The sequence below is a fragment of the Streptomyces albus subsp. albus genome, from assembly GCF_000725885.1.
In the GTDB taxonomy this organism is placed as follows: Bacteria; Actinomycetota; Actinomycetes; order Streptomycetales; family Streptomycetaceae; genus Streptomyces; species Streptomyces albus.
This window is the reverse complement of the sequence record NZ_JODR01000009.1, coordinates 358,957-382,546: the sequence shown is the minus strand read 5'-3', so window position 1 is coordinate 382,546 and position 23,590 is coordinate 358,957. Positions and strand designations below refer to the sequence as shown.

1 protein-coding gene (cut by a window edge) is annotated in these 23,590 nt (G+C 73.7%); it reads left to right on the top strand.

Annotated features, from left to right (window positions below):
* Nucleotides 1–77: 77 nt before the first annotated feature.
* Nucleotides 78–23,590 carry the 5' portion of a hypothetical protein gene (locus IO40_RS36905; protein ID WP_033229494.1) on the top strand. It continues 46,147 nt past the right edge of the window, so only the first 23,513 of its 69,660 coding nucleotides appear in the window; its start codon is at nt 78–80; the stop codon falls past the right edge of the window.

Genomic DNA, 23,590 nt, shown 5'->3' with positions numbered 1-23,590 from the left:
GTCGTTCGCGCGTTTCGGAACCGTTCACCACGCGGCGGTCGCCGTCGCACAGCAGGACGTCTGAGAGGAGCTCGGCGGTGAAGAGCTGGCGCGATGAGCTGCAGGGCCTGGACATCGACAAGATCTGGGAGATGGGCAACGCCTGGATCAGGCTCGGCGACATGCTCTACGAGCAGAAGTACGACCTCGACAACCGGGTGTTGTTCTTCGACGAGAAGTGGCAGAGCAAGGCCGCGCGAGCGATGCAGGAGTGCTGGACCGACGGCCTGAGCGATCGGTGGACCAAGTCCATCGACGCCGTCTGGAAGATCGGCCAGGCGATCAACCAGTACGCCGACAAGATCAAGGAGTTGGCGGAGGAGAAGGCGAAGGCGGAGAACGCCAGCGTCTGGATGCAGATCTTCGGCACGATTCTCGGCCTCGCGACGTTCGGCGTGGGCTCGTTCCTCGGCGCGGCGATATCGCTGTCCGCGAGGCTCGCGTCCCTGCTGGCGAACGTCGGCAGGACGCTGTCGCAGGTGCTCAACAGCTTCACCCGCGGCGCGCTGGAGCTGCTCGGCGGCGCGGGACTCGGTGCGGCGCTGACGGCCGGCATCGACCGTGCCGCGGGCGAGGCCGGGGCCGCGATGGCGGGGACGGATTATCACTCCGACCCGAAGATGGAGGGCGCCAACATCGGCATCGGCGCCCTCATGGGGCTCGCTCCCGGAGTCGCCGGGCTGGGCCGAGGGGGCGGCCGAGGGGGGGCGCTGGGCGTCCAGGACGCCGTGCGGACCGCGGTCCAGAACTGGTGGAGGTCGACGGGCGGCGGCAGGGGCTCCGCGACGTCCGCCTGGAACACCGCCTTCGGTGACCACACGACGGTAGCGCCCAAGTGGCAGAGCGGCGAGGGTGGGCGCGCGTCCACCACCAACTTCAACGACGGACATCTGAACGTCGGCGGGCTCAACAACCCCCCGGTGTGGAAGAGCCCCACGGGTGGCACGGTCGGGACGGGCGGCGACCGTGCCGGTGCGTCCGTCTTCTCCCCGGGCGGCACTCCGCCTCCGCCCCTGCGCGGCACCGTGGGCGGTGGCGATCACGGCATGCCCGGTGCACCGGGTACCAACGGCGTGGCCGGGGAAGCGGGTTCGCGGGGCGGCGTGGAGGTTCGGCCGGAGGGCACGACCCCCGAGGGACCGGGCGGCACGCCGGTGGCTCCCGACGGCCCGCCCACGCCCGGGACCTCGCACGGAACGGAGGGGATGCCGCCCGGCGGTGCACCGCCCCTCCCGCACCCGGGTGCGCCGCAGGGCCCGGTGGCGCCCGAAGGGCGGGGCGGCACCGTCGCGCCCCCGCAGGGTCCGCGCCGTGAGGGCGGTCCCGGGGGCTCCGCCGGCACGGACGGGCGGACACCCCCTCCGGACGGCACCCCGCAACCCCCGGTCCCGGAGGGCACCTCACCCGCAGGTACCGAGCACCAGTCGTCCGGTTCGCTGTCCTCCGACGCGGGGCGGTCGGCGCCGCCGCAGGACCAGGTGGGTACGTCCGGTCCGGGCGGGTCCGCGTCCGGTGGCGACCCGCTGGTCCCCGTCGGGCCCGGTGGCCGTGGGACGCCGCCGTCCGGCAACGAACACGTCGGCGCCCCGCCGCCCGCCCAGCAGCGCGGCGACTCCGGTGCGGAGGAAGGCGGCAACAATGCCGCACCTCCGGGGGGCGACCGGCAGTCCCAGCGGGGTGACGACCTGGGGGTGCCGCCGGCGCAGTCGCAGCGGGGTGATGACCTGGGCGTGCCGCCGTCGCAGGGTGACCGTGGTGACCTCACGGCCCCGCCGCAGGGTGACCGCGGTGGGGACCTGGCGGCCCCGCCGCAGGGCGACCGCGGCGGTGAGAGCAGCAGCTCGCAGCAGGCGCCGTCCCAGATCCCGCCGCCCAGGGACGCGGAGCAGCAGGGCATCGCACCGCAGGGCCCCACGAACGCGCCGCCGGAGCGCACTTCGTCCGGTCCCGTGCAGGAGGCGGACCACGGTGCGGACACCGTCGCGCGGCCCGGGAACGAGAGCGGGTCGGGCGCGCCCGAGGTGCAGGTCAGGCAGCCCGGTGAGACCGGACAGCCCGGTGCCCAGGGACCGGACCAGCACGTGGTTCCCGGCGGCAGGGTGGAAGGCCCCACCCCGCCGGCGGCGACGGGCGGTGGCGAAGCCGCGCTGGTGCCCCCCGTACCGAGGGGCGGCACAGGTGCGACGGCTCCGCACGAGCAGGCTCCGCCGCCGGCGAGGACGACGCCGCCCGGGGACCGCGCCGGCGAGTACCGGCCCGACGGCACCACGAACAACCGCCCCGTTCAGGAGCAGACGGGGACGCGCCAGCACGAGGACGGCACCGGCGGCACTGACGGCACGTCGACGCGCACGTCCGAATCCTCGGGGGAGAACTCTGCCCGCCCACAGGGCCAGGAGCGTGAGGCGGGTCCGGATCACCTCCAGGGCCAGGGTCAGCGGGGCGGCGAGGAGTCCGCGTGGGCGGCCGGCCAGCGGGCCGACGGCACGCGCGGCGACGGCACGCGGGGCGACACGGCGCGGGGCGAGACCGCTCGGGCCGGGGACGGTCCGGCGTCGCGGGGTCCGCAGCAGCAGCGGGTCGGCGAGTCCGGTCCGCCCGCGACGAACAAGACGCCCGCCACGGGAGGTTCGGCGCCCGGTCGGCCGGCGTCCGGCCCGGCGGAGCGGGACGGGGCCCGGAACGGCACCGGTGGCGAGGGGCGTGCGCAGGCCCCGGGCGACGAGACGGCGCCCGTGGCCGAGGGGCAGGCACCGGCCCGGCCCGGCTCTGCGGCGGGGCCGGAGAGCGAGACCGCGGTGCCGGACGGCGGGTCGTCCGGTCCGGTGGCGCGCGAGGGTGACGCGGGCCGGGTGGGGATGCCCGGACAGCGCGACGAGTCGCCGGGCGCCCACGGCGCACCCGGCGGCAGGCAGCCGGTGTCCGAAGAGTCGGCCCACGAGGGGCCGGGGAGCGGACAGCCCGGCAGCGGTACGCACGAGGGCGACGGCCGGATCGCGGTCACCCCGGAGCACACCGGCGGCGAGCACCACGGCTCCCTGACGGCGCACCCCGACACGGACGGCGCGGTCGGACACCCGGCCGGCCAGGGCGAGCGCCCGGCGGGACGGAGCGGGCAGGACGCGGTCGCGTGGAACGAGGACGGCTTCAATCCGAACGAGGGGCACTCCTCGTACACCCTTGAGCTGGGCGACCCGGGCCGGCTTGCGGACATGCAGGTCAGGACCGAGAGCCTGAACAGCGAGTTCGCCACCAACAAGCTCCCTTGGGCCGAGCAGCGGACCCAGGTGCAGCGGAAGGCGGACGACGCGCTGGAGGCCGCCTACCAGAACCACCGGGACCACCCGGAGCGTGGCTTTCCGGAGCGGGAGCCGGTGGTGGCCCTGGAGACCCGGGCGGAGAACGCGGGGCTGGTCGGCGCCGATGTGCGACGGGCGGCGGACGCGTACCGGGAGGCGTTGAAGGAGTGGCGCTCGGGGCGTGGCCGGGGCGAGGTCACCTCGGACAACCAGGTCTCCCTGCCGACCTTCCCGGCGACCCTGCGCGGCAAGCTGGACGTCGCGTTCGGTAACCGGCCCGACGTGGACCTGGACCACGTGGCGTCGGTCATGACGAGGCATGACGAGGCGTACGGCCCCGTGGAGTGGGCGCGTGAGACGGGTGTGCCGGACCACATGGTGACCCCGGTCGCCGACGCCTACAAGATCGCCGAGTACGAGTACTGGCGCGGCGAGGGCGCCGCCGAGCGCGGAGCCGGTCTGCGCGACTCGCCGTACGCGGCCCCCGACGACCCGCGCTTCGTCCAGCTGTTCAACGAACAACTGGAGTCCGCCCTCAGTCAGTTCCACCACACCGTCTCGCCCGCCGACATCGCGCACCACATGCTCAGCAGGGACTCGTGGCTGGCCCACCAGACGACGCGGCCCGTGCGGGAGGCGGTCAAGGGCAGCTTCGACGGCGCCTGGCAGCCGCTCTTCGACAAGTTGCAGAAGGGCGAAATCTCCCCGCTGGAGTTCCGCCGGGAGTTCGACAGTCTGAAGGACGGCCTGCCCGAGCTGTTCCAGAGGGAGGTCATGGCGCGGGCGGCCCAGGACGCCGCGCTGAAGTGGTTCGACGACTTCCAGCACGGGCCGCGTCACGACCGCGCGTCCTCCGCCGCGGCGGGCGACGCCGCACCGGCCGGCGCGCCGTCGGACGCCCCCGTGGGCGGCAGCTCCTCAGCGAGGGCCGAGGAGTCCGAGGGCCGTAGTGGCCTGGAGTTGACGCGGGAGGAGCCTCAGGGGCGTAGTGGCCTGGAGCTGTCGCGGGACGAGCCCGAGGGGCGCAACGCCCTGGAGCTGTCGCGGGACGAGTCCGAGGGTGTGCAGGCCACCTCGCGGGGCGCGGGTGAGCCGGACGGTGTGGAGTCGGCCGCAGGCGGACGGACCGCGGGTGAGACGGTCGCGGACCGGCCGTCCGCGAACAAGCTGACGAAGCCGAGCACCGGCGACAAGGTCGCGGCGGCGGTGCGGGACTTCGCCGACAAGCGCATCGGTCGGCAGGAGTTCGCGCAGCGCGTCTCGGATCTGATGGGCGGGCGCCGGGACGGGCTGGAGTCGCACCCCGTGCCCAGGTCGGACGCCGTCGCCCCGGAGGACGTTCCGGCGAACCCCGTGCGCTTCGAGCCCTCCCGGGACAGCGCGACGCGGCTCCACGAGGAGGCACAGGAACTGGTGGGCCCCACGGCCAACCGGTTCCTCAACGGCCGGATCGGTCGCGCGGAGTTCGAGCAGCAGGCCGCCGACCTGGTGGCCAAGCTCGGGGCGCATCCGCCGAAGACGCAGCCGCTCGTGGAAGGCGGCCCGGCCGTCCCGGACGGCGCGACCCATACCGCACCGGTGCGGCAGCACGGCACCGGCGATTCCCCGGCTCCCGTGGCGTCCACCCGCCCGAGCGGCCCCGACGCGCCGTTCGACAGGCCCGAGTTCTCTTCCCCCGCGGCCGAGGGCAAGTTCCGCGCCGAGCTTGGCGACGCGATCGTCACCGAGGTGCGCAGCTTCGCCGACAAGTTCGGCCTCGGCACGGGCCGGGGCGACATGGACGGGTTCGTCGAGGCCGCCGGCAAGCGCGTCGACGCGCTGATCAAGGGAGGGGACAGCCGGCTGGCCCTGGAGTGGGAGGCGGACGGCGCCTTCGGCCGGATCAGCCGCGAGGTGGGCGTCGGCGACACCATCTCGCACGCCGAGCTGACCAAGCTGCACGACGAGTTCCGTGCCGACTACCGTGCCGCCACCGACAAGCTGCCGGCCAAGGACGGGCTGCCCGAGACCGAGGTGCGGGCCACGCCGCTCACCGAGTGGGCGGGCGACGGGCGCTGGTTCCCCAAGCTGCCGAAGGTGGAGGACACCTGGCGGTCCCGGCTGACTTCCAAGGGCTTGGAGGAACAGCTCCGCCAGGAGAACATGGCGGGCCTGCCCGAGCACCACTTCCGGTGGCTCACCTCGGACCGTCAGGTCAGCCGCGAGAACCTGGCCGGCATCGACCAGAAGGCGCTGGTCGAGGAGCATATGGCCGACGTCAAGGCCGCTGCCGACAAGGCCCTGGGGGGCCGCAAGCCGGAGGAGCTGTCCGCCCAGGACTGGTCGCGCTACAACGAGGCGATGCTCCAGGCGGACATCCGGCTCAACGCGGACATGCCCGGCCGCATCGACCGGCACGTCGGCGCCAACCGGGTGCGGGAGCTGGCCGACCAGCAGTTCGCCAAGCAGGTCCGCAACCCCGTCACTCCGGAGGAAATCCGGGTGCGGGACCAGTTCCTCACGTCGATGACCGACGCCTACAACAAGGTGATCGGTCTGCCCGAGGCCGAGCTGCGTGTGCTGACCGACCGGGCCGCGAGGTCCCGCCAGGAGGCGCAGGATCTGGAGAAGGCGGCCGAGGACGCCCTCACCGAGGCCGCTCGGTTCCGTACGAACATGGGGCTCTGGCAGAAGGTCGACGCCGCTCGACTGCGGGCCGACGAGGCGCACGCGCTGGCGGTGGACGCCGAGCAGACGGCCGGCGAGTTCAGCAAGAAGATCACGCCGAACGGCGTGTGGACGCGTGAGGAGCTGCTGGCCCGGCAGGACCGGTTCTTCCACGACCACTTCGAGCCGTACGTACGGTCCCTGCCCGACCGCGTCCGGTACGAGGAGCGCGCGGAGCGGGTTCTGGCCGAGGGCGGCCGGGAGTTTCACGACCTGACGACGAATCCGCGGTACGCCGACCGGGGCTCCGACGAGCTGGGTACGGCGCACGAGCTGGCGGACCGCAAGGGCGAGCTGTTCGGCCGGCCGGCGGTGAATCCGCTCACCGGACGCGCCGAGCGGCTGTGGGACGTCGACGAGTTGGCCTTCGACAAACTGGCCGCCGAGTACCGCGAGCGGTACGCCCGCAACGACAACGAGGTCTTCGGCCCCGGCGACCGTGACGTGGACGCCGCGCTCGCCCAGGAGAAGCGCGACGGCGACGCCTTCGGGAAGGCCCTGAAGGAGGAGTGGGACAAGCACTGGAACCGGGCCGAGGAGCCGCGGCTCCAGGCGCAGCGGGAGCAGGACGCCGCCGAGGCCGAGGCGGGGCGCCGGCGGATGCAGCAGCTCTTCAGCGGCTCCGCGGGCAGGGACAGCGTCCGCGCAGAGGCGCTCGGCGTACGGGAACTCCCGGACGGCTCCTTCTCCCAGCAGCACCGGCTGCCCGCCGACTCGTTCGCCGATCCGCGCGTGCGGAGCTACTACCAGCAGCAGGCCAAGGGCATCGAGGACCGCTTCCACGAGGGCTGGCGGTCCTACGAGAAGGTGTCGGGAACGCTCGGTGCGGAGCGGGTCCATGCCGACCTGATGAACGAGATGCGGCAGCGCTGGTCCGCCCTCAACCAGCGCGCCCAGGAGCGGGATGCCGCCTACCAGGCATGGCGGACCAACCCTGAGTGGCACATGGACCTGAAGACCTTCCGGTCCGAGCGCACGTCCCCGCCCCCGGTGCCCAGTGCCGCAGACGTCGGCCGGTACCGTGCGCCCACCGTCGAGGAGGTGCCCGACGCGGAGGCCGGCGGCCTCGTCCGCGGGGGCGGTGACCAGCTGCTCGTCGAGCCGGAGAGGGTGCCGGAGCTGCCGACGTACGAGTCGGCCGTCGCCCACGAGTCGCGGCTGTGGGAGGAGGGCGGCGTCCGGGCCGAGGGGTCCAGCCGGTCTCCGTTCGTCGAAGAGGTGCTGGACGAGGAGTTCGGCGGCACGCGCCCCGGCCTGAACGAGGGCGCCGAGGACGCCACGGGATTCGCGGGTGCCGCACGGTTCGAGGGCGCCACGGGCTTCCAGGGCGCCTCGGGGCTCGCGGAAGCCGACGCGGCGGTGCCCGCGTCCGCCCTCGCGGTGGGAGCCTCGGACGCGGCGTCCCAGGCGTCGCAGGTTGCGCAGGAGGTCCAGGCGCCGCCGAGCATCGTGCCGGACGCCGCCCAGGAAGCGCTGGCGAAGCTGGCCTCGGTGCGGGACACCGTCGAGGACCGGGAGACGGCCTACGAGGTGTTCGACGAGCAGCTGGGCGACCACGCCGGGCTGTCGCTGTCGGACACCCCCCGGCTGCGGCCGGTCCGCGAGTGGTTCGCCGACGCCTGGACCCACGCCCGGCCGGGCGACGAGCAGACGGCGGTCACCTCTCAGCTGCACGAGAGGGTGGACGGCATCGTGCGGCAGCGGGCCGCTGACGCCTGGTTCGACGAGCACGTCGCGTCCACCCTCACCCCGGACAGGCCCGCGCCCCGCTTCACCTTCCAGCCCTGGGAGATGCGCGAGAGCGACTTCCACCACTCCCAGGCCGCGAAGGACGTGCGCGCCGACTTCCACGCGGCCGTGGCCGAGTCGGAGATGACGTTCCAGGAGGGCACGGACCACGACGCGCCCTCCAACGCCGACCTGGCCGAACGGTTCGCGCAGCGCTACGCCCAGGCGCACCAGCAGTGGCGGGACGCCCAGCAGGCCGGCCGGGTCGTGGAGCAGGTCATGAGCGAGCCCGCCGTCGAGGAAGGGCTCACCCCGCGGACACTGAGCCACCAACTGCCGGGCGCGATGCGCTCGGCGTACGAGGCGCGGATCGACCGCCTCCAGGACCAGTTCCGGCAGGACTGGAACGCGGCGGGGGAGACCGCCCCCGCGGACCTCGAAGCCCACCGGCAGCAGCTGACGGACGATTTCCGGCAGGCGGTGCGGGACCTGTCCGCACGCGCCGAGACGGCGGGGCTGTACGCCCACGACCTGGAGGGACTGGCCGAGCGGCGCCCCACCGGGGGCTGGGACCAGGAGACGAACGGCTGGTTCGAGGAGCGCAAGCAGGAACTTCTCAGGGGCTACGGCGAGGAGCTGGGCTTCGGCTCCCGCGGCCTCCTCTCGGAGGACGAGCGGGGCGCCGCGGAGCGGGACTTCGTCCACCGGCTCGACGCGCTCGCCAAGGTGGCCGGGATGCGGCACCGGGCGAACGCCGAGTTCGACGGGCTCCTGTCCCGGCAGCAGCCCGAGCGGGACACGGCCGTCGTCCACGACTCGCGGGTCGTCCACTGGGCCGAGGAGCAGGCGCGGGCGGCGCGCACCGCGTACGCCGACGCCTACCTGGCCCACCAGGCGTCCCGGACCGCCGTCACCGAGGAGCAGTCCGGGCAGCAGGGCAGTGGCGCCGAGGAGCAGGCGGGTGCGACAACGCAGGTGTCCGTGCCGTCGGCGCCGTCCTGGGCGGCGCAGGACGACTGGCGGCGCGCCGTGTGGCCGGCGCTGCTGAACGAGCTGTTCGATGCCCAGCTGGCCGCGCAGCGGCAAGCGGCGCAGGAGCAGCAGCAGGCGCAAGAGCAGGAGCAGGCGCAAGAGCAGGAGCAGCAGCGGGCGCAGGCGGAGCCCGGGACGCAGGCGGAGACGCAGTCCGGCGCTCGGACCCAGGAGGTGCCCGCCCAGGGCACCCAGGGCGCGACGGAGGAGGACCGACAGCTCTTCGACGAGGTGTTCGAGGCATGGAAGCCCCTGCGCCGGGAGCAGGTGTGGAATCTCGGCATCGATGTCGGCCGGGTGTACGAGGAGGCGTGGCAGGCCCACGAGCGTCGGCTGCGCTCCGGGGGCGAGGGCGCCGACGAGGCGTGGGAGCGGCTGGCCGGGCAGTTCGATCTCGGTCTGGCCCAGCAGGCTGCCGTGGTGCGCGGTGGCCGGCTGTTCGACCGGTCCTTCGACGCCTGGTCGCGGTCGGAGGAGGCGGGACACTTCCCGCCCTCGGTCGCCGAGGCCGTGCGGGAGGAGGTGCGCGGCGCCTTCCTGCGGGACCTGTCGAAGGCGGCCGGCGAAGTCTTCGACAGCCCCGCCGCCGTGCAGGAGGGGCTGCGGGACGCCGTGCAGCGGGTCCGCGAGCGGGCGCACACGCTGGCCGACGGGGTGGGGGAGCGGGCCGACCGTGCCGCGAGCCTCCACGTCGAGCGGCAGCGGCTGGACGGCGCCTTCACGGACGCCCTGGAGTCCTTGCCCACCCGACTCGGCCCGCTGCTGAAGGTGCTGGCACCGGGCGTGCCGGTGGAGGCGGTGCTGTCGCAGGCCGACGTGGCCGCCGTGTACGCGCAGGCCGAGAGCGAGCTGCGGACCGCGTTCGACCTGACCTTCCAGGACGCGCCGCCGCGGAACGCCACCGGCAGTGCCAGGGCCGACTGGGAGCAGCGGTACGCCGACGTGGCCGCCCGTATCCCGGGCCGGCTGCTGCACCACGCCGCCCGCCGTGCCGTCCAGCAGGACGCCGTGCGGCAGGTGGAGAAGGCCGTCCGGTCCTGGGAGGGCGAGGAGGGGCTGGTCGGCGGGGCGTTCCAGCAGCGCTTCGGGGTCGCCTCCGGCGCCGGGCTGGACGCCTCCGTCCGGCTGCCGTTGGAGGTCGAGACGGCGCAGACGGCGGCCGCGGTGTTCGACCGGTTCTTCTCCGAGGGCAGCTTCGTGCCGGGCGGGGTCGACCGGGTGTTCGACCACTGGAACCACTGGCGGGGCGACCTCGGGCAGAACTACTGGACGTCCCAGTGGCGTACGCAGCACTCCCGGGTCACCGATGCGGACAGGCTGCACACGAAGTTCGCCCAGGAGCTGGGCCGCCGGGCCGCGCAGGCGGAGGCCACCCGCCGCTTCGATGAGCAGCTGGCCGCCTGGCAGGAGCAGCACCCCGGCCAGACGCCGGCGCCGGAGGCGGTACAGCGGGTACGCGAGGACCACGCGCGGCAGAGCGACGCCGCGTTCCGTGACACCTTCGACGCGCGTATCGGCGCGCCGAGCGGCCTGAATGCCCAGGTGAGCACGTGGGACCGGCGTGCCGACGTCCTGAGCGCCGCTCTGCCGGCGCACTTCGACTTCGAGGCGTGGGCCGGGCCCGCGCTGCGGGACATGGGCGCGGCGGCCGACGCGTTCGCACGGCGGCACGGGCTGGACGAGGACCGGCTCACCGAGCTGGGTACCGACGCCCGCGAGCTGTCCCGCTGGCTGTGGGCACCGGCGTCGCTGGCGTCCTCCTGGACGGCGGCGGAGGCGGCGACCGGCGACCGGTTCGCCGCCGGGGTGTCAGACCACCGGCAGCGGACCGCCCAGGCGGCGGACGACTCCGACGCGCGGGTGGACAACGACGAGGCCGACGCGAGGCCGGACGGCGATCGGTCCGACGGCCGGGTGGGCGGCGACCGGCGGGACGGCGCCCACGCCGGGCCCGGGGCCGGAACCGTCGAGGCCGACGAGACCGTCGGCGGGACGCTGAGCGACACCGCTGACGACACCGCCAGCGAGACCGGGACCGAGGCCACCGAGGAGACCGTCGGCGAGGCCGGGACCGAGGTGGCCGAGACCACCGCCGGGACCGCCGACAAGGCGGCAAGCGGCCCCCGCGAGCCCTCCGAGGACGACTCCTCAGTCTCCTCCGTCGCCCGGGAGGAACAGGGCGGCCCCACGGCGGTCACCGACTCCGCCCCGCAGGCGCACACGGCGCAATCGGCGCAGGAAACCCAGGGAACCCGGGAAGCGCCGGAGGGGCAGCAGACGCGGACGTCTCAGTCCGCCGTGTCCGGCGACGGGGTGGCCGAGCCGGTCCGACGGGAGAACTCCGTCCGTTCCGCCGCCGCCGAGGACCTCGACGACAACCGGTCCGACCAGGGCACCGAGGGCACCGGCGGCAGCGACGGCAGCACGACGGACTCCGCGAGCACCACGGGCACCACGGACAGCGACACGGCGAGCAGCCGCTCCCGCGAGGGGTTGGCGGCGGACACCGAGTCCGAACTGGGCGTCGGTTACAGCGAGGAGCTGCGCACCCTGCGTGCCACCGTCCAGAACCTGGAGAACCGGCGCACCTGGTGGCGCCTGCGGCACGGCAACCGGCCGCCGCGACAGGAGCACAGGCTCCATGGCTACCCGGCCGTGCCGACCACCGTCCCGGAGACGGTACCCGCCGGGGACCTGCGCCCGATGACGGAGTCGGAGCAGCGCTCCTGGGCGCAGTTCATCGTGCGCCGCCGCCACCAGGCGTGGGACCTCATGGGGCTCCCGGAGCGCTCGGCGGAGGACTGGTTCTACGAGGACGGGCCGGCGTACGACCGGGCGCTGGACTACCTGCGCACCCTGCACCGCGAGGTGTTCCTCGGGCAGCGGCAGGGGCGGATGGGCACGGGCGCGTCCTCGTCGGACCGGTCCGGCACCACAGGCACCGCCACCGGTGCCACCAGCAGCAGCACAGCCTCCACCGGCATCGCCACCAGCACCTCCGCCCCCCGTACCGAGGACCTGGTGGCGGGCACGGTGCCGCTGCCCGCCGAGGCCGCCGCCTTCGACACGGTCCGGGCCATGTACGTGGTCCGGCCCGGCGGCGCGGGCGACCCGTCCTTCGACGAGAGCGATGTGCAGACCTTCGCGGACGGCAGCAGCCTGCGCAAGCACGCCGTCCGGGAGAGCGGCACCCAGGTCATCCTGCACGAGCCGGAGACGGTGGCGGAGAAGATCGTCGACGCCCTCCGGCCGCATCCGAAGGACCGGGGACGGCTGTACGGCGAGCTGCTGGGCGACATGAGGTCCCGGCCGCACAACCTGCTGGGCCAGATCCCCCGGACACCGGGCGAGAGGCAGCACGCGACCGAACCTGGCCGGGCGGGCGACGGGAAGACGGTCACGTTCCGGGGCGCGGACGGCGTCTGGCGGCTGGCCAAGATCCGGATGCGCAACTTCGGCGACTACGCGGTCTACGAGGGCCCCAAGGTCGCCCAGGGCACCCAGGGCACCGGAAGCGCCGAGGACACCGTGGCCATGGCCGGCCCCAAGGTGCACCAGCGGCAGCGCGCCCACGACAAGAGCGTCCGCGCGGTCCAGAAGGACTCCCCGGGCGCCGTCGCCCTCGGCGGTGGCTTCTGGCCGCCGATGGGCGATCCCAGTGGTTTTTTCCGCTTCGATGTCAACTTCTCCCACAACCGGGAGCAGCACAAGAGCACCTTCCAGCAGGCCGCCCAGGAGACCCGCCAGGTGCGGGACCGCGAGGGCGGCAAGGCATACATCAACAAGGCGCTGTACGACGTCGAGCTGTACGACCAGCGCTTCGCTGACGGTGCGCTGGTGCCGTCGCCGGCCGCGGGGGAGCAGACGCCGCACGTCCTGCGGTTCGTGGTCCGCGACGGCTTCGAGTGGGTGGTGCCGGACGGCATGACCAAGAAGGTGCCGGCCAAGCCCCAGGGTCTGCCCCGCACCATCGAGTTCGCCGACGGGAAGCTGCCGGACCAGGCCACGGGCCAGCTCACCGTCGCCCCGGCGATGCTGCAGTGGCTGGTGGGGACCCTGCGCACGTTCAACGGCCTCGTCCTGGAGGACATCGGCGTCGACCAGGTGCTCAAGAGCTTCCAGGAGTCCCGGCTCAGCGAGGAGATGTTCCAGGCCAACCAGAGCCCGGTCACCACGGTTCCGATCCAGACGAACAAGGGCAGGGTTGCCGGCTACGTGGAATGGTGGGTGCGGCCGGCGACGGGGAAGAAAGCGTCTCTCGAACGCCCGGTCTACGACTCCACGCTGCGGAACGAGAAGGAGTACACGCCCGCCGTCTCCTACGAGCGAGCGTTGAACAAGAGCCTCTCGGTCACGATCGGCGGAGGCATAGGGGCCAACGTGCCGCTCTTCCGGGCGATGGCCAGCGGCGGCCTCACGCTCGGCACGAGCAGGAGCGACGCCAACACGATCTCGCACAGCGGCGGCGTGTACACGGGACGGGAGGACCAGGGCACCAAGGGCCTCTACCAGGGGCCGGTCGAGCTGCACCTGAGGGTCCGCGCGCCGCACGAGTTGGCCGGTTACGACCTGCCGCCGCATCTGGAGGAGAAGGGCACCGCCCCCAAGAACCTGGCGGCGTCCTTCCACGGTGACGTCCGGCTCCAGACCACCCGGAGCGAGGCGCGGAAGCTGGGCGGCTGGGACCCCGAGCGGAAGGTCAAGGGCGCGGACGGCGAGCCGCTGCACGTGCCCGAGCTGCCGCCCGAGCTGCGCGGACGCCACCCGATGGCGCTGATGTACTACGGCGTCGAGATGCTGGTGAGCCGCGCCGAGCTGCTCGACGAGCCGCGGACGCAGCCCCGGCAGCCTCGCTCTCCCCTGCTGGGCCTGTCGCCCAGGACGCGGGCCAACTCCTCGCGGAGCGGCACGAGTACGCCGGTGAGCGACGGCACGCGGTGGTCCTCCCCGCTGCACCGCCGTACCAGGTCGGCGCAGCACGAGGTGGGCGACCAAGGGCTGGTCGGGTCCTCGGACGCCGCGGGGTCCGAGGCGCAGCTCGGCGTCCCGCGTGGTCGCAGGCCGCGGGCCGGGACGGTGACCGGGGCGTCGGAGCGCCCGCGGGAGCTTCCGCTCCAGCTCCGCGACCGGCGCCGGGGAAGCTCCGCTCCCCCCGTGTCGGAACGGCTCCAGGTGCCGCGCTCGCCGCTCGCCCGCCCGGCGGAGGAGGGCCCCTCTCCCGTGGGCGATGAGCCCGCTCTGACCGTGCCCGCGGAGCTGAAGCGGATCATCTTCGACGTGCTGCACGCCGACCCCGGCCTCCGGGGTTACGTCGCCCCGGACCCGTCCGGGTTCCGGCGCGGCGTGAACCGCGCCAAGCACACGCTCTCGCCGCCGCTCAGGAAGGCGAAGGTGCGGATGGGTGACGCCCGGCGGGCGGGGTGGGCCGCCGTGCGCCACCGGCCGGTGCCGGGCCGGCGGCCGGTCATGCCCCGGTACGACACCATGCACCGGAAGGCGATCAACGCGCTCCGCAACAACCAGTTGGGGGACTTCGGGTTCTCGCCGTCGTCGTTGAACACGCGGATGCGCACGACGTTCGACGAGGAGAACGCCACCTACGTCGTCGAGCTGCGGCGCCCCGGCACGCTGTCCCAGCGCACGCTCGTCCTCAAGATCGGCGGCACCAGCTGGGAGGACTTCAAGTGGAAGGGCACCGAACGCGTGAACACCCGCGGGGCCTACCGCGGCGGCTCCGAGACGGGTAATTCCTCCAGCACCGGCCAGAGCTGGAGCGTGACCGGGGGCGCCGACGGCGGGCCGAGGTTCGACGGGGGCCGGTTCATGCCCGGCGGCGGGGTGAGCTATTCCTCGTCCTCGTCGCGCCGGGGCGAGGCGGGGCTCGGCGCCACGTTCGACGGCGGGACGGTCTCGGACTCGGGCGTGCACGTCTTCGGCACGAGGTTCGTCCTGGAGGTGAGGGCGGAGGAACACCGCCTGCCGCGTACTCCGGTGCGCTGGGTCACCGGGGACGCGCTGCGCAAGGGGCCCACGGACGTGCCGCTCGCCGACGGGCAGTGGCAGGACGTCGAGCCGCGGAGCGCGGCCCCCGACGCACAGCCCGAGGTCGTGCCCGTCCAGCTCGGCACCCGGCGGGACGGGGCGCTGCGGATGCGGGTCGGAGCGGTGGTCCGCGTCCCGGACGCGGTGATGCCGCACAGCCTGCGCAGCGTCCGCAAGCAGTCGCTGCCCGACGCGGCACCCGTCGGCCAGGGCCAGGAGCGGGCCCAGCACAGCGCGCCGCCGGCGCCCCCCTCCCGGGTGCTTCCCGAGGTGCAGGCGCGGGCGCTGCGGGACGCGCTCGCCCAGCGCCCGTCCCGGCCGGAGGAGCACTTCCACCACGTCCCGCTGCGGGTCGGGCACATGAAGCCGCTGGCGGACCTCATCGCGAGCCTGCTGGCGGCCATCTCGCCGAAGGAGACCCAGTGGACGTTCTCGGCGACCGGTACCACGGAGCGGCAGACCATCGACCTGTCACTCCATGCGGGGCAGTTGGAGTCGCACCTGGCCACCATGACCGCCGGACAGTGGTCCGCGATGCGGATCAAGGTCACGGGACGGTTCTTCGGCGGCGAGGCCGAGGTGGACATCGCCGCTCTCCAGCAGGGGCACCACGTCCGGCACATCGTGGACCGCGGTCTGCACGGTGAGGCCGGCTACGGGGGCAGCATCTCCGTGGGCAGCGGCGTCAGCGGCAAGCGCGGCTGGGAGGCCTCTCTCCGGCTGTCCGGCTGGGGCGGCGTCAACGGGAGCACGCCGGACGCGCTGCCGGCAACGATCATCACGGGCCCCGCCTGGACGCCGTGGCAGCGGGTGCAGAGCCGGGGGGCGTCGGAGGGGCTCTCCTTCACCTTCCAGGTCGGCCAGACCCGGGGCGGACGGCAGGCGCTCACCCAGCACGACAGCACCACCTATGTCGTCACCGTCAGGGTCAAGTCCAACAAGCCGTTCGCCAAGGAGCACGAGGCGGTCGGCGGCGTCCTCGTCCAGTCGAAGACGACGGCCCTGCGAGACCTCACGTCGGCCACGGCCCTGGGACTGGCCAGCAACGGCCTGGACAGGCCGAAACCGCTGCCGGCCGTCCGGCCACTGCTGCCGACGCCGATCCTGGCGACGGTCGAGGGGGCACTCGACGCCCGCGAGGTGCTGGCCGCCTTCCAGCGGGCCCTCACGTCCAGGAAGCTGGCCAAGGTGCTGCCTGCCAGCGGCATCCGCGACCTGGGCGGGCTGCGGGACCAGTTCGCCTTTCTGCTGCGCGACCCGCACGTCATCAGGAGCCTGCACGACCAGCTCAGCGCACCGGAGGGGCTGGCGTCCCGGCACTACCACAACCAGTTCATCGACCGGCACCTCAACCTCGGGTCGCTCAGCGGCACCGTGCGGGTGCGCCTCCACCGGGCTGAGCCGCGGTACCGGGGCGCCCACCACAACGTCGACGTGGAACAGGAACTGGTCCTCTCCGAGAAGGAGTCGGGGACCCGGGGCATCACCCGGACGAAGAAGCTGACGATGCCCCTCATCGGGGTCGTCGGCACCGAGAAGAACGACGCCTCGGGCGACGCCCAGGGTCACAACATCCTGGTCTCCCCCGGTGTGGCGGCGGCCACGCCCAACGCGCAGAGCATCACCTCGACCCACGAGGTGACCCGCAATCCGGCCCTGGGCATGCCGGGCGACTGGGAGTTCGACGTACCGATCGAGCTGGAGCTGATCTACACCCGGGACGACGGCACCCAGATCAGGGTGAGGGAGTCCGCCGGCCAGCTCAGCGAGCTGTACCCGGACCTGCTGGTGCTGCCCGTCATAGATCCGGACGCCGCCGCCGACACCGTCGGCTCGGGGGTCGCCACCGGCCCTGGAGCCGACGTCACGGAGACCGCCCGGCCGGACAGCACCGGGGTGACGGTGCGGAGGCGGGCGGAGGAGGAGCCCGTCGTCGTCCCGGTCCGCCCCGGCGAGCGGAGGGCCGCGCCCCAGGACGACCCGCTGGTGCGGCTGCTCCAGGACAAGCAGGTCACCCTGCTCAACGGCCCGGGCGGTCTCCAGCGGGAGAAGCACACCGAGGCCGTGCTGGACCGCGCGTTCAACTGGTACCGCGAGCAGCCGCCGGCCCAGGGCGGCGACGCGGTCACGACGCGTCCCGCTGACGCCACCGCCGACGACGCGTCCTCGGCATCCTCGGCGTCCTTCGTCCCGGCGACCTTCCGCAACGCGGAGGCAATCCCGCTCGGTGACCTCGTCCGCGACCCCGCGACGGGGGCCCTCACCACCCTCGTGGCAGATCCCGGCCCCGCACACGCCATCACCGTGACCACGGGATTGTCCGTGGAAGAGATCCGGGAGGCGGAGGAGTCCGGGAGGGACGCGTCCGCGCCGGGCCTCTCCCGGAACCCGGCCGGCCTCATCTTCGCCGGCACCTCCGACGCCTACATCGTCACCACCGTCACGGCGGAGCCCGCGCCCGAGGCCCGGACCGGGACCGGGGCGTCGGGGACACGTGTGTCCGGCGGCGGAACCGGCCTGCGGATCACCCCGAAGTGGTGGCGCGACGTGCGCGACCGGGCGGCCCGGAACCCGCTGCTGCACGGCCGGGACCACACGTCCCTGACGCGCCCTGGCACCCAGGCCCAGACCGAGCTGAGCCGGCTGCTCGGCTCCCGCGCGCTGCGGCTGGAGGGGCGGGCCGCCCTGAGCCAGGATGGCTACCAGCTGCCGAGGATCCACGACGGCGGTGCCGTGGGAGCCGCGTACGCGGACGTGGTGGTGCACTGGCAGTTCCCCGAGGGAGCCGGCCTGAAGGTGATCGGCGCCACGCGCACCTTCGCGCAGTACACCGACGGTCACGTGGCGGACAGCCACCAGTTCGAACAGGGCGCCTCCGGTATGGAGGCGGCGCTGTCGCTCAGTGGGCACCCCGCCTTCAACGCGGGCACCACGACCGGCAACAGCTTCCCCAGCGACAACGTGCCGGTGCTCGGCGTCGGTGACAGCGGGGCCAACCAGCACGTGGGCAAGTCCGTCTACCAGGTGCGGGGAGTCCAGGCCAACGAGCCGCAGCTGCTGGTCGAACTGCCCTCCCCGGTGCAGGAGGTGAGGGGGGCGGTCGGCAAGAACTCGGTGAAGCAGTTCACGAGCTTGTTGCACCGGGGCGTCCGTGGGCGGATGCACACCGGGCACGAGGGGGCCGAGGCCTTCGCGTCGTCGTTCGTCGACGACGAACCGCTGTACGCGATGGTGCCGGAGCGGCTGGCGCGGGAGTACGGGCTGATCGACGACAGCACCTACCCCAAGGTGGTCGCCACCGCCTGGGAGCACGTCGACACGCTCCACGACAAGATCCGCGAGAACTCGGTGCAGAGGGAAGCGGCCGACATCCGCGTGGAGCGGATCTACGAGGAGCTGTACGACCTGCTGGGCGGGCCGCAGCGGGCCGAGGTGTCCGCTCAGTCGCTGCACGAGCGGTACGAGGGCGTCACCCGGCGGCTGGGCGAACAGCTGGTGGAGCGGGCCGGGCTGCGGGACGCCTACGAGCGGCTGGGAGCCGATCACGCCAAGGCGAAGTGGTCGGCGCACAAGCTGACGGAGTGGTACCAGCAGGACCCGGCGACCCGCACCGGCCGGCCGCCGGCCGAGTGGAAGCCGAACGAGCGGGACGAGGAGCTGAAGGCCGCCCAGCATCCCCTCGCCCCGGTGGAGGGCGACGTGGCGGCGCCGTCGCCCCACGAGGCGCCGCCGGAGGTGCCCGTCCACCGGAGCCGGGAGATCCGGGATCTGATCGCGATGGCCGACTCGCCCGGCGACTGGTGGGCCGGCCAGCAGGTGCCGCCGCAGCACCTGGAGGTGCGGGAGCGGCTGAAGGCGGACGCGCTGCGAGGGCTGATCCGGAACAAGCGGGCCGAGCTGAACGCGGCGCGGAACGCGGGGGACGCGGACCTGGTCACGGTACGCGGTGGCGAGTTGGCTTACCTTCAGCGCGCGTTGGGCGACGCGGTACGTACCGCCGAGAACATGCGTCAGGCCCTCGACGAGGAGCTGGCCCGGCTGGACCGGGAGGTGCGCAGCACCGGCGGCGAGGACGACGTCCGCGGGCAGGCCGAGGCAGAGACCCGCCGGGCGCTGGCGCAGGAGGTCCGCGCCCACCTGTCCACAGGTGGTCTGCTGGACACGAGCCCCGGCGAGGTGGCCGACCTCCGGATGCTGAGGGACACGGCCTGGCGGGGCGTCTCGACGGCGGCCGGTGGCGCGCACGGTGTCGCCACCGAGGAGGAGCACCGGGACGAGGTGAAGCGGCTGGAGAACCAGCTGCACCGGGCGAAGGTGAAGCAGGCGGTACTGGACTTCGCCACCGACCCGCAGCGGTTCCCGCAGCCGTCGGCGCTGCCCGCGACGAGGGCGACCCGGGACCTGTCGGACGCCGAGCGGGAAGCGCTCCGGTGGAAGGAGGCCCTGGACGCGCTGGTGCGCTTCGAGCCGGTACGGGAGCCCGGCGAGGACGCGGTGACCCGCTACACCGGCCCGGACGGAACGGTCTACGACGTCTTCGACCCGCACAGCGTGCGCACCCCGGAGGCCACCAAGGGCGAGGGCCTGCCGCTGTCCCTGGACGCGGGGCTGGCCGCGCTGGACCACGCCGGACTGGCGCAGAACCCGTACGAGGGCGTCACCTCCGCGCAGCGGGCCGCGCAGGTCCGCGCCGACCTGGCCCACTGGGTGCGGACGAACCCCGAGCTGGTCGCGGACTGGGCCGAGCGCGAGCCGGACGACGTCTTCACACCGGACGATCTCGCCGCCGCCGGACTCGGCGTGCTCGACACCTCGGGCAAGGACGCGCACCAGAAGGAGTTCGACGAAGAGGGCGTGGTGCACTTCAACGTGCCGACGACGCCCGAGCAGCGCGCGGAGCTGCTGGCACGCCAGCTGGAACGGCCGGGCGGCACCGAGGTGAAGACCGGGGCCCTGGACGTGCCGACGGCCGGCTACGACAACTCCGCCATGGACCTCGCACCGCAGCTGTTCGCCCACCGGCACAACGTGTCGGTGCACGTGGTCGTGCCCGACCAGGGCGTGTTCGTCTTCCACCCCGGCGTCACCGGCGCGGTGACCGAGGACGAGGTGCCGGGCGACCTGCCGTCGGTGCACGTGCTGCTGGACGGCGACACCTACAAGGCGCTGCTGCCGCGCCGCCTGGTGCAGGAACTCGGCCTGCCGCGCCGCCCCGTCCTGCCGCCCCGCCTCACGGTGACCGACCCGGACGGCGACGCGCAGACCACCGTGTTCGCCTCCCTGGTGGACTCGGTCTTCGGCACCGATGCGGTCGCGGAGTCGGCCGCGGGTTCGGTCGCGGAGTCGGCCGTGGAGGGTGGCGCGGAGTCCGCCGCGGAGCCGGTCGCGGAGAGTGCTGCGGGGGCGACTGCGGAGTACGTCACGGAGGGTGCCGGTCAGACGGCTCATGCCGCCCCCACCCGCTCAGTGCCGACCACCGCGTCCGAGACCGCACATGCCGGCCCGTCCGTCGGGACGAGCCGCACCGAGAGCGTGCCTGCCGGCGCCGACAGGGGCACCCAGGGCACCGCGTCCGCCGCCCGGGACTCCCTGCCCCCGGCCGAGGGGACACGTGTGTCCACCTCCGGGCAGGCAGCGGGCTCCGACGCGGTGGCCGGGGCACAGGCGCAGGAAGCCGGGCAGCCCGGGGCGGCGCAGGCACAGGAGACCGGGCAGTCCGGCCGGCCGGCCCTGACCGCGTCGCAGGCCGCGATGCTCAGCAGCCGGACGGAGGTCGTACTGCCCGGGTCTGACGCCGCCGGTGACCTGGTGAACGCGGTGTACGCGGTGAGCAAGGTGGCCGCGGAGAGGTCGGCCCAGTTGGCCGGACACCCGTGGCCCGCCGGTGTGGACGAACTGCCCGGCCTGGTGGCGGGCGCGCTGGAGGCGGACCTGCGCCACCCGCCCATGGGCCGCCGGTTCTGGCCGTGGATCGACCGCCTGTCCGCGCCCGGCGAGGACAACAGGCCGCTCATCGGCGAGCACACCGACGAGCACCGCTCCGCCTTCGCCGCGTCACTGCGGTCCGGCGACGGCGCCGTCGCCGGCCAGGAGGCGTCCGGTGCGCCGCAGCGGGCCTCCGACTGGGGCCTGCTCGCAGCGGTCGCACCCGTGCTCGGGCTCCGGACGACGGTGGTGCTGCCCAACGGTGGCGTCTGGACGGCGGGCCCGGAGTCCGGCAGCACGAACACCAAGAACACCGAAAACACCGAGATCATCGAGATCACGCTGCTGCGCCTGGAGTCCGGCGACGCCGGTGACGCGGCGTGGGCGGCGGCGGTCCCCATGCGGGAGGTGATCGCGACAGCGTCCGCCCCTGTGCCACGCGAGGCCGAACTGACCGCGGAGCCCGTCGGAACCCCCGGACAGGCGACGGTGAGCGCCCCGGCCTTCCACGCCCCCACGGACACGACGCAGGCGCCCACCACGGTGGAAGCGCCGCAGGCGCAGCCGGAGACGTTCTTCGGGGCCGAGCCGCGCGCTGTCTTCGTGGAGCCGGTCACCGAGGAGGAGCTGTCGAGGGCCCGGGCCGCGCGGGACGGCGACGGCAGCGGCCCGGCGAGCGACCTCGGCAGCGCATCGGCGCCGGGCAAGCGGCCCGTCGAGGAGTTCTCCGAGGACGAGGACCTCGGCCCCGACCTGGAGGCGGAGGCCAGGGAGTCGGAGAACGCCCAGGGGCGGGTCACGCGGATGCCGCGCCACTCGACCTCGCACCGGCACTCCCACTCCTCCGGTGGCCGCGCGGAGGCGTCCCGCACGGGTGATGACTGGTCGGTCACCGAGGCGGTGCTGTCCGACGACACCCTGTTCGACGGCCTGCTGCTGGGTGACGACGGCGCACTGCACCGGGGCCCCGTCGGGCGGAACCTCACCGACGTCCGGGTCTCGGACCTGCGGACCGACAAGATCCGGCTCCTGCGCCAGCGGCACGGTGAGCGCCCGCATCTCGGGAAGGAGCAGGACGCCCCTTGGGGCAGGCACGCCTACTTCATGGTGGTCGATGGCGATGAGGACGGGGCGTACATCGGCGGGAAGCGGGTCACCTGGTCGAAGGTCGGCAAGGTCCTGAAGAAGGACCGCCTGCTGAAAGCGATGGGGCCGGACACCCCGGTGGTGCTCGTCACGGACGACCTGTCGGCGCAGGGCACGGCCGCCCAGCGGGCCGTCGGCAACGAACTGCGCGGCAACCAGGTGTTCACGGTGACCGGCAAGTCGGCGTTCGCGCGCAAGGACGGGATGACCTATCTCGCGAACGTGGACGACGACCCGGAAGCGCCGTACGGAGGCTGGGTCTACTACAGCTGGACCGGCACCGAGCTGACGTTGCCGGAACGGGTGTGGACTCCGGTCAGCGGCCGGACGTTCCGCACCAGCGACCTGGTGCTGCGGCCGGTTCCGCACCCGCAGGGAAAGATCCACGGGACACTCTTCCCCTGGGCCGGAGACCCGGTGCGCACCTGGGAGTCGGAGATGACGCAGCGCTCCGCGCTCTCGCTCCACCACGAGATCCCCCGCGGCGGGTTCACCAAGGGCGCTTGGGCCGGGTACCGGGGTGAGACGCTCACCCAGCCGGCGGCGCCGGTGGAGAGCCCGGACCTCTCCCGGACCGTGTTCATGGCCGGACACGCCACTCCCGGTGGGTTCCTCGTCGGGCTGAGGAACGGTGGGCAGGAACTGCTCCCCGCCGACCAGGGCGGGCAGTTGCTGGCCGACGTGGCCAGGGCCTCCGGGGTGCCGAAGAACTTCTCGATCCACCTGGACGCGTGCTGGGGTGTCGTGCCGTGGCCCGAGCCCCTGCTGGCCGTACCCAAGCTGCACGCACCGACTCCGAGGGCCCACGACGAGCTGCGGCTGCCCTCCCTCGCCCAGGAGGGCTCCACCCGGTCGGGACACATGTTCTCCGGCTACGACCGTCCGACCGGGTCGGACCTGGCCGAGAAGGACGGCAGGCCGGCGGAGCGGCAGCTCCTGCTCACTTCCGACGCGCGGGGCAACCTCGGCCGGCGCGTGGACAGCCGCCCCTACCCGAAGGAGCGCCAGCTCACCTCCTTCGCCGACCGCGCCCGGCTGACCGGGCGCCACCGCCTGGAGACCGCGCAGGTCCTGTGGCTCGCCCTGCGCAAGGTGTTCGGTCTGCACGCGGAGGACGACCCCAAGCTGTGGTGGGACCGGCTGGTGCCCGGCATCGGCGCGTTGGAGAACCTGCGTGTCAGGGACCCGCAACTGGGCGGGTTCACCGACTTCCAGCTGGACCTTTGGACCACCCTGGCCCGCAAGTACGGCGACCCGCACGGCGCGGGCAGCAGGACGCACTACCTGGCGGTCCTGGACGCCGCGCACCGACGTGTGCGTTCGGACGGCGGCACCGGACTGGTGGACCACGCGAACGACCCCGCGCTGCGTGGTGCCGTGGAGCGGTTCCTGCCCACGACCTCGGGCGGGACGTCGGCGTTCGACGAGCGGGGAGTGCGCACCGTTCTGCTCCTGCCCGCCGACGAGCCGGTGACCACGGCCGACGTCGGCCGCGCCATGTGGGCGAACGTCGCCGCGCGCCGGGCCGTCCGCACCTGGCAGAGCACGGGGACGGCGAAGCGGATCGCGACGAAGGTGCTGCACCTGCCGCAGGACGAGAGTTTCTGGGGCGACTACTGGTCGCAACACTGGGAGCACCACCTGACGGAGACGGTGACCAAGGCCCAGGCGTT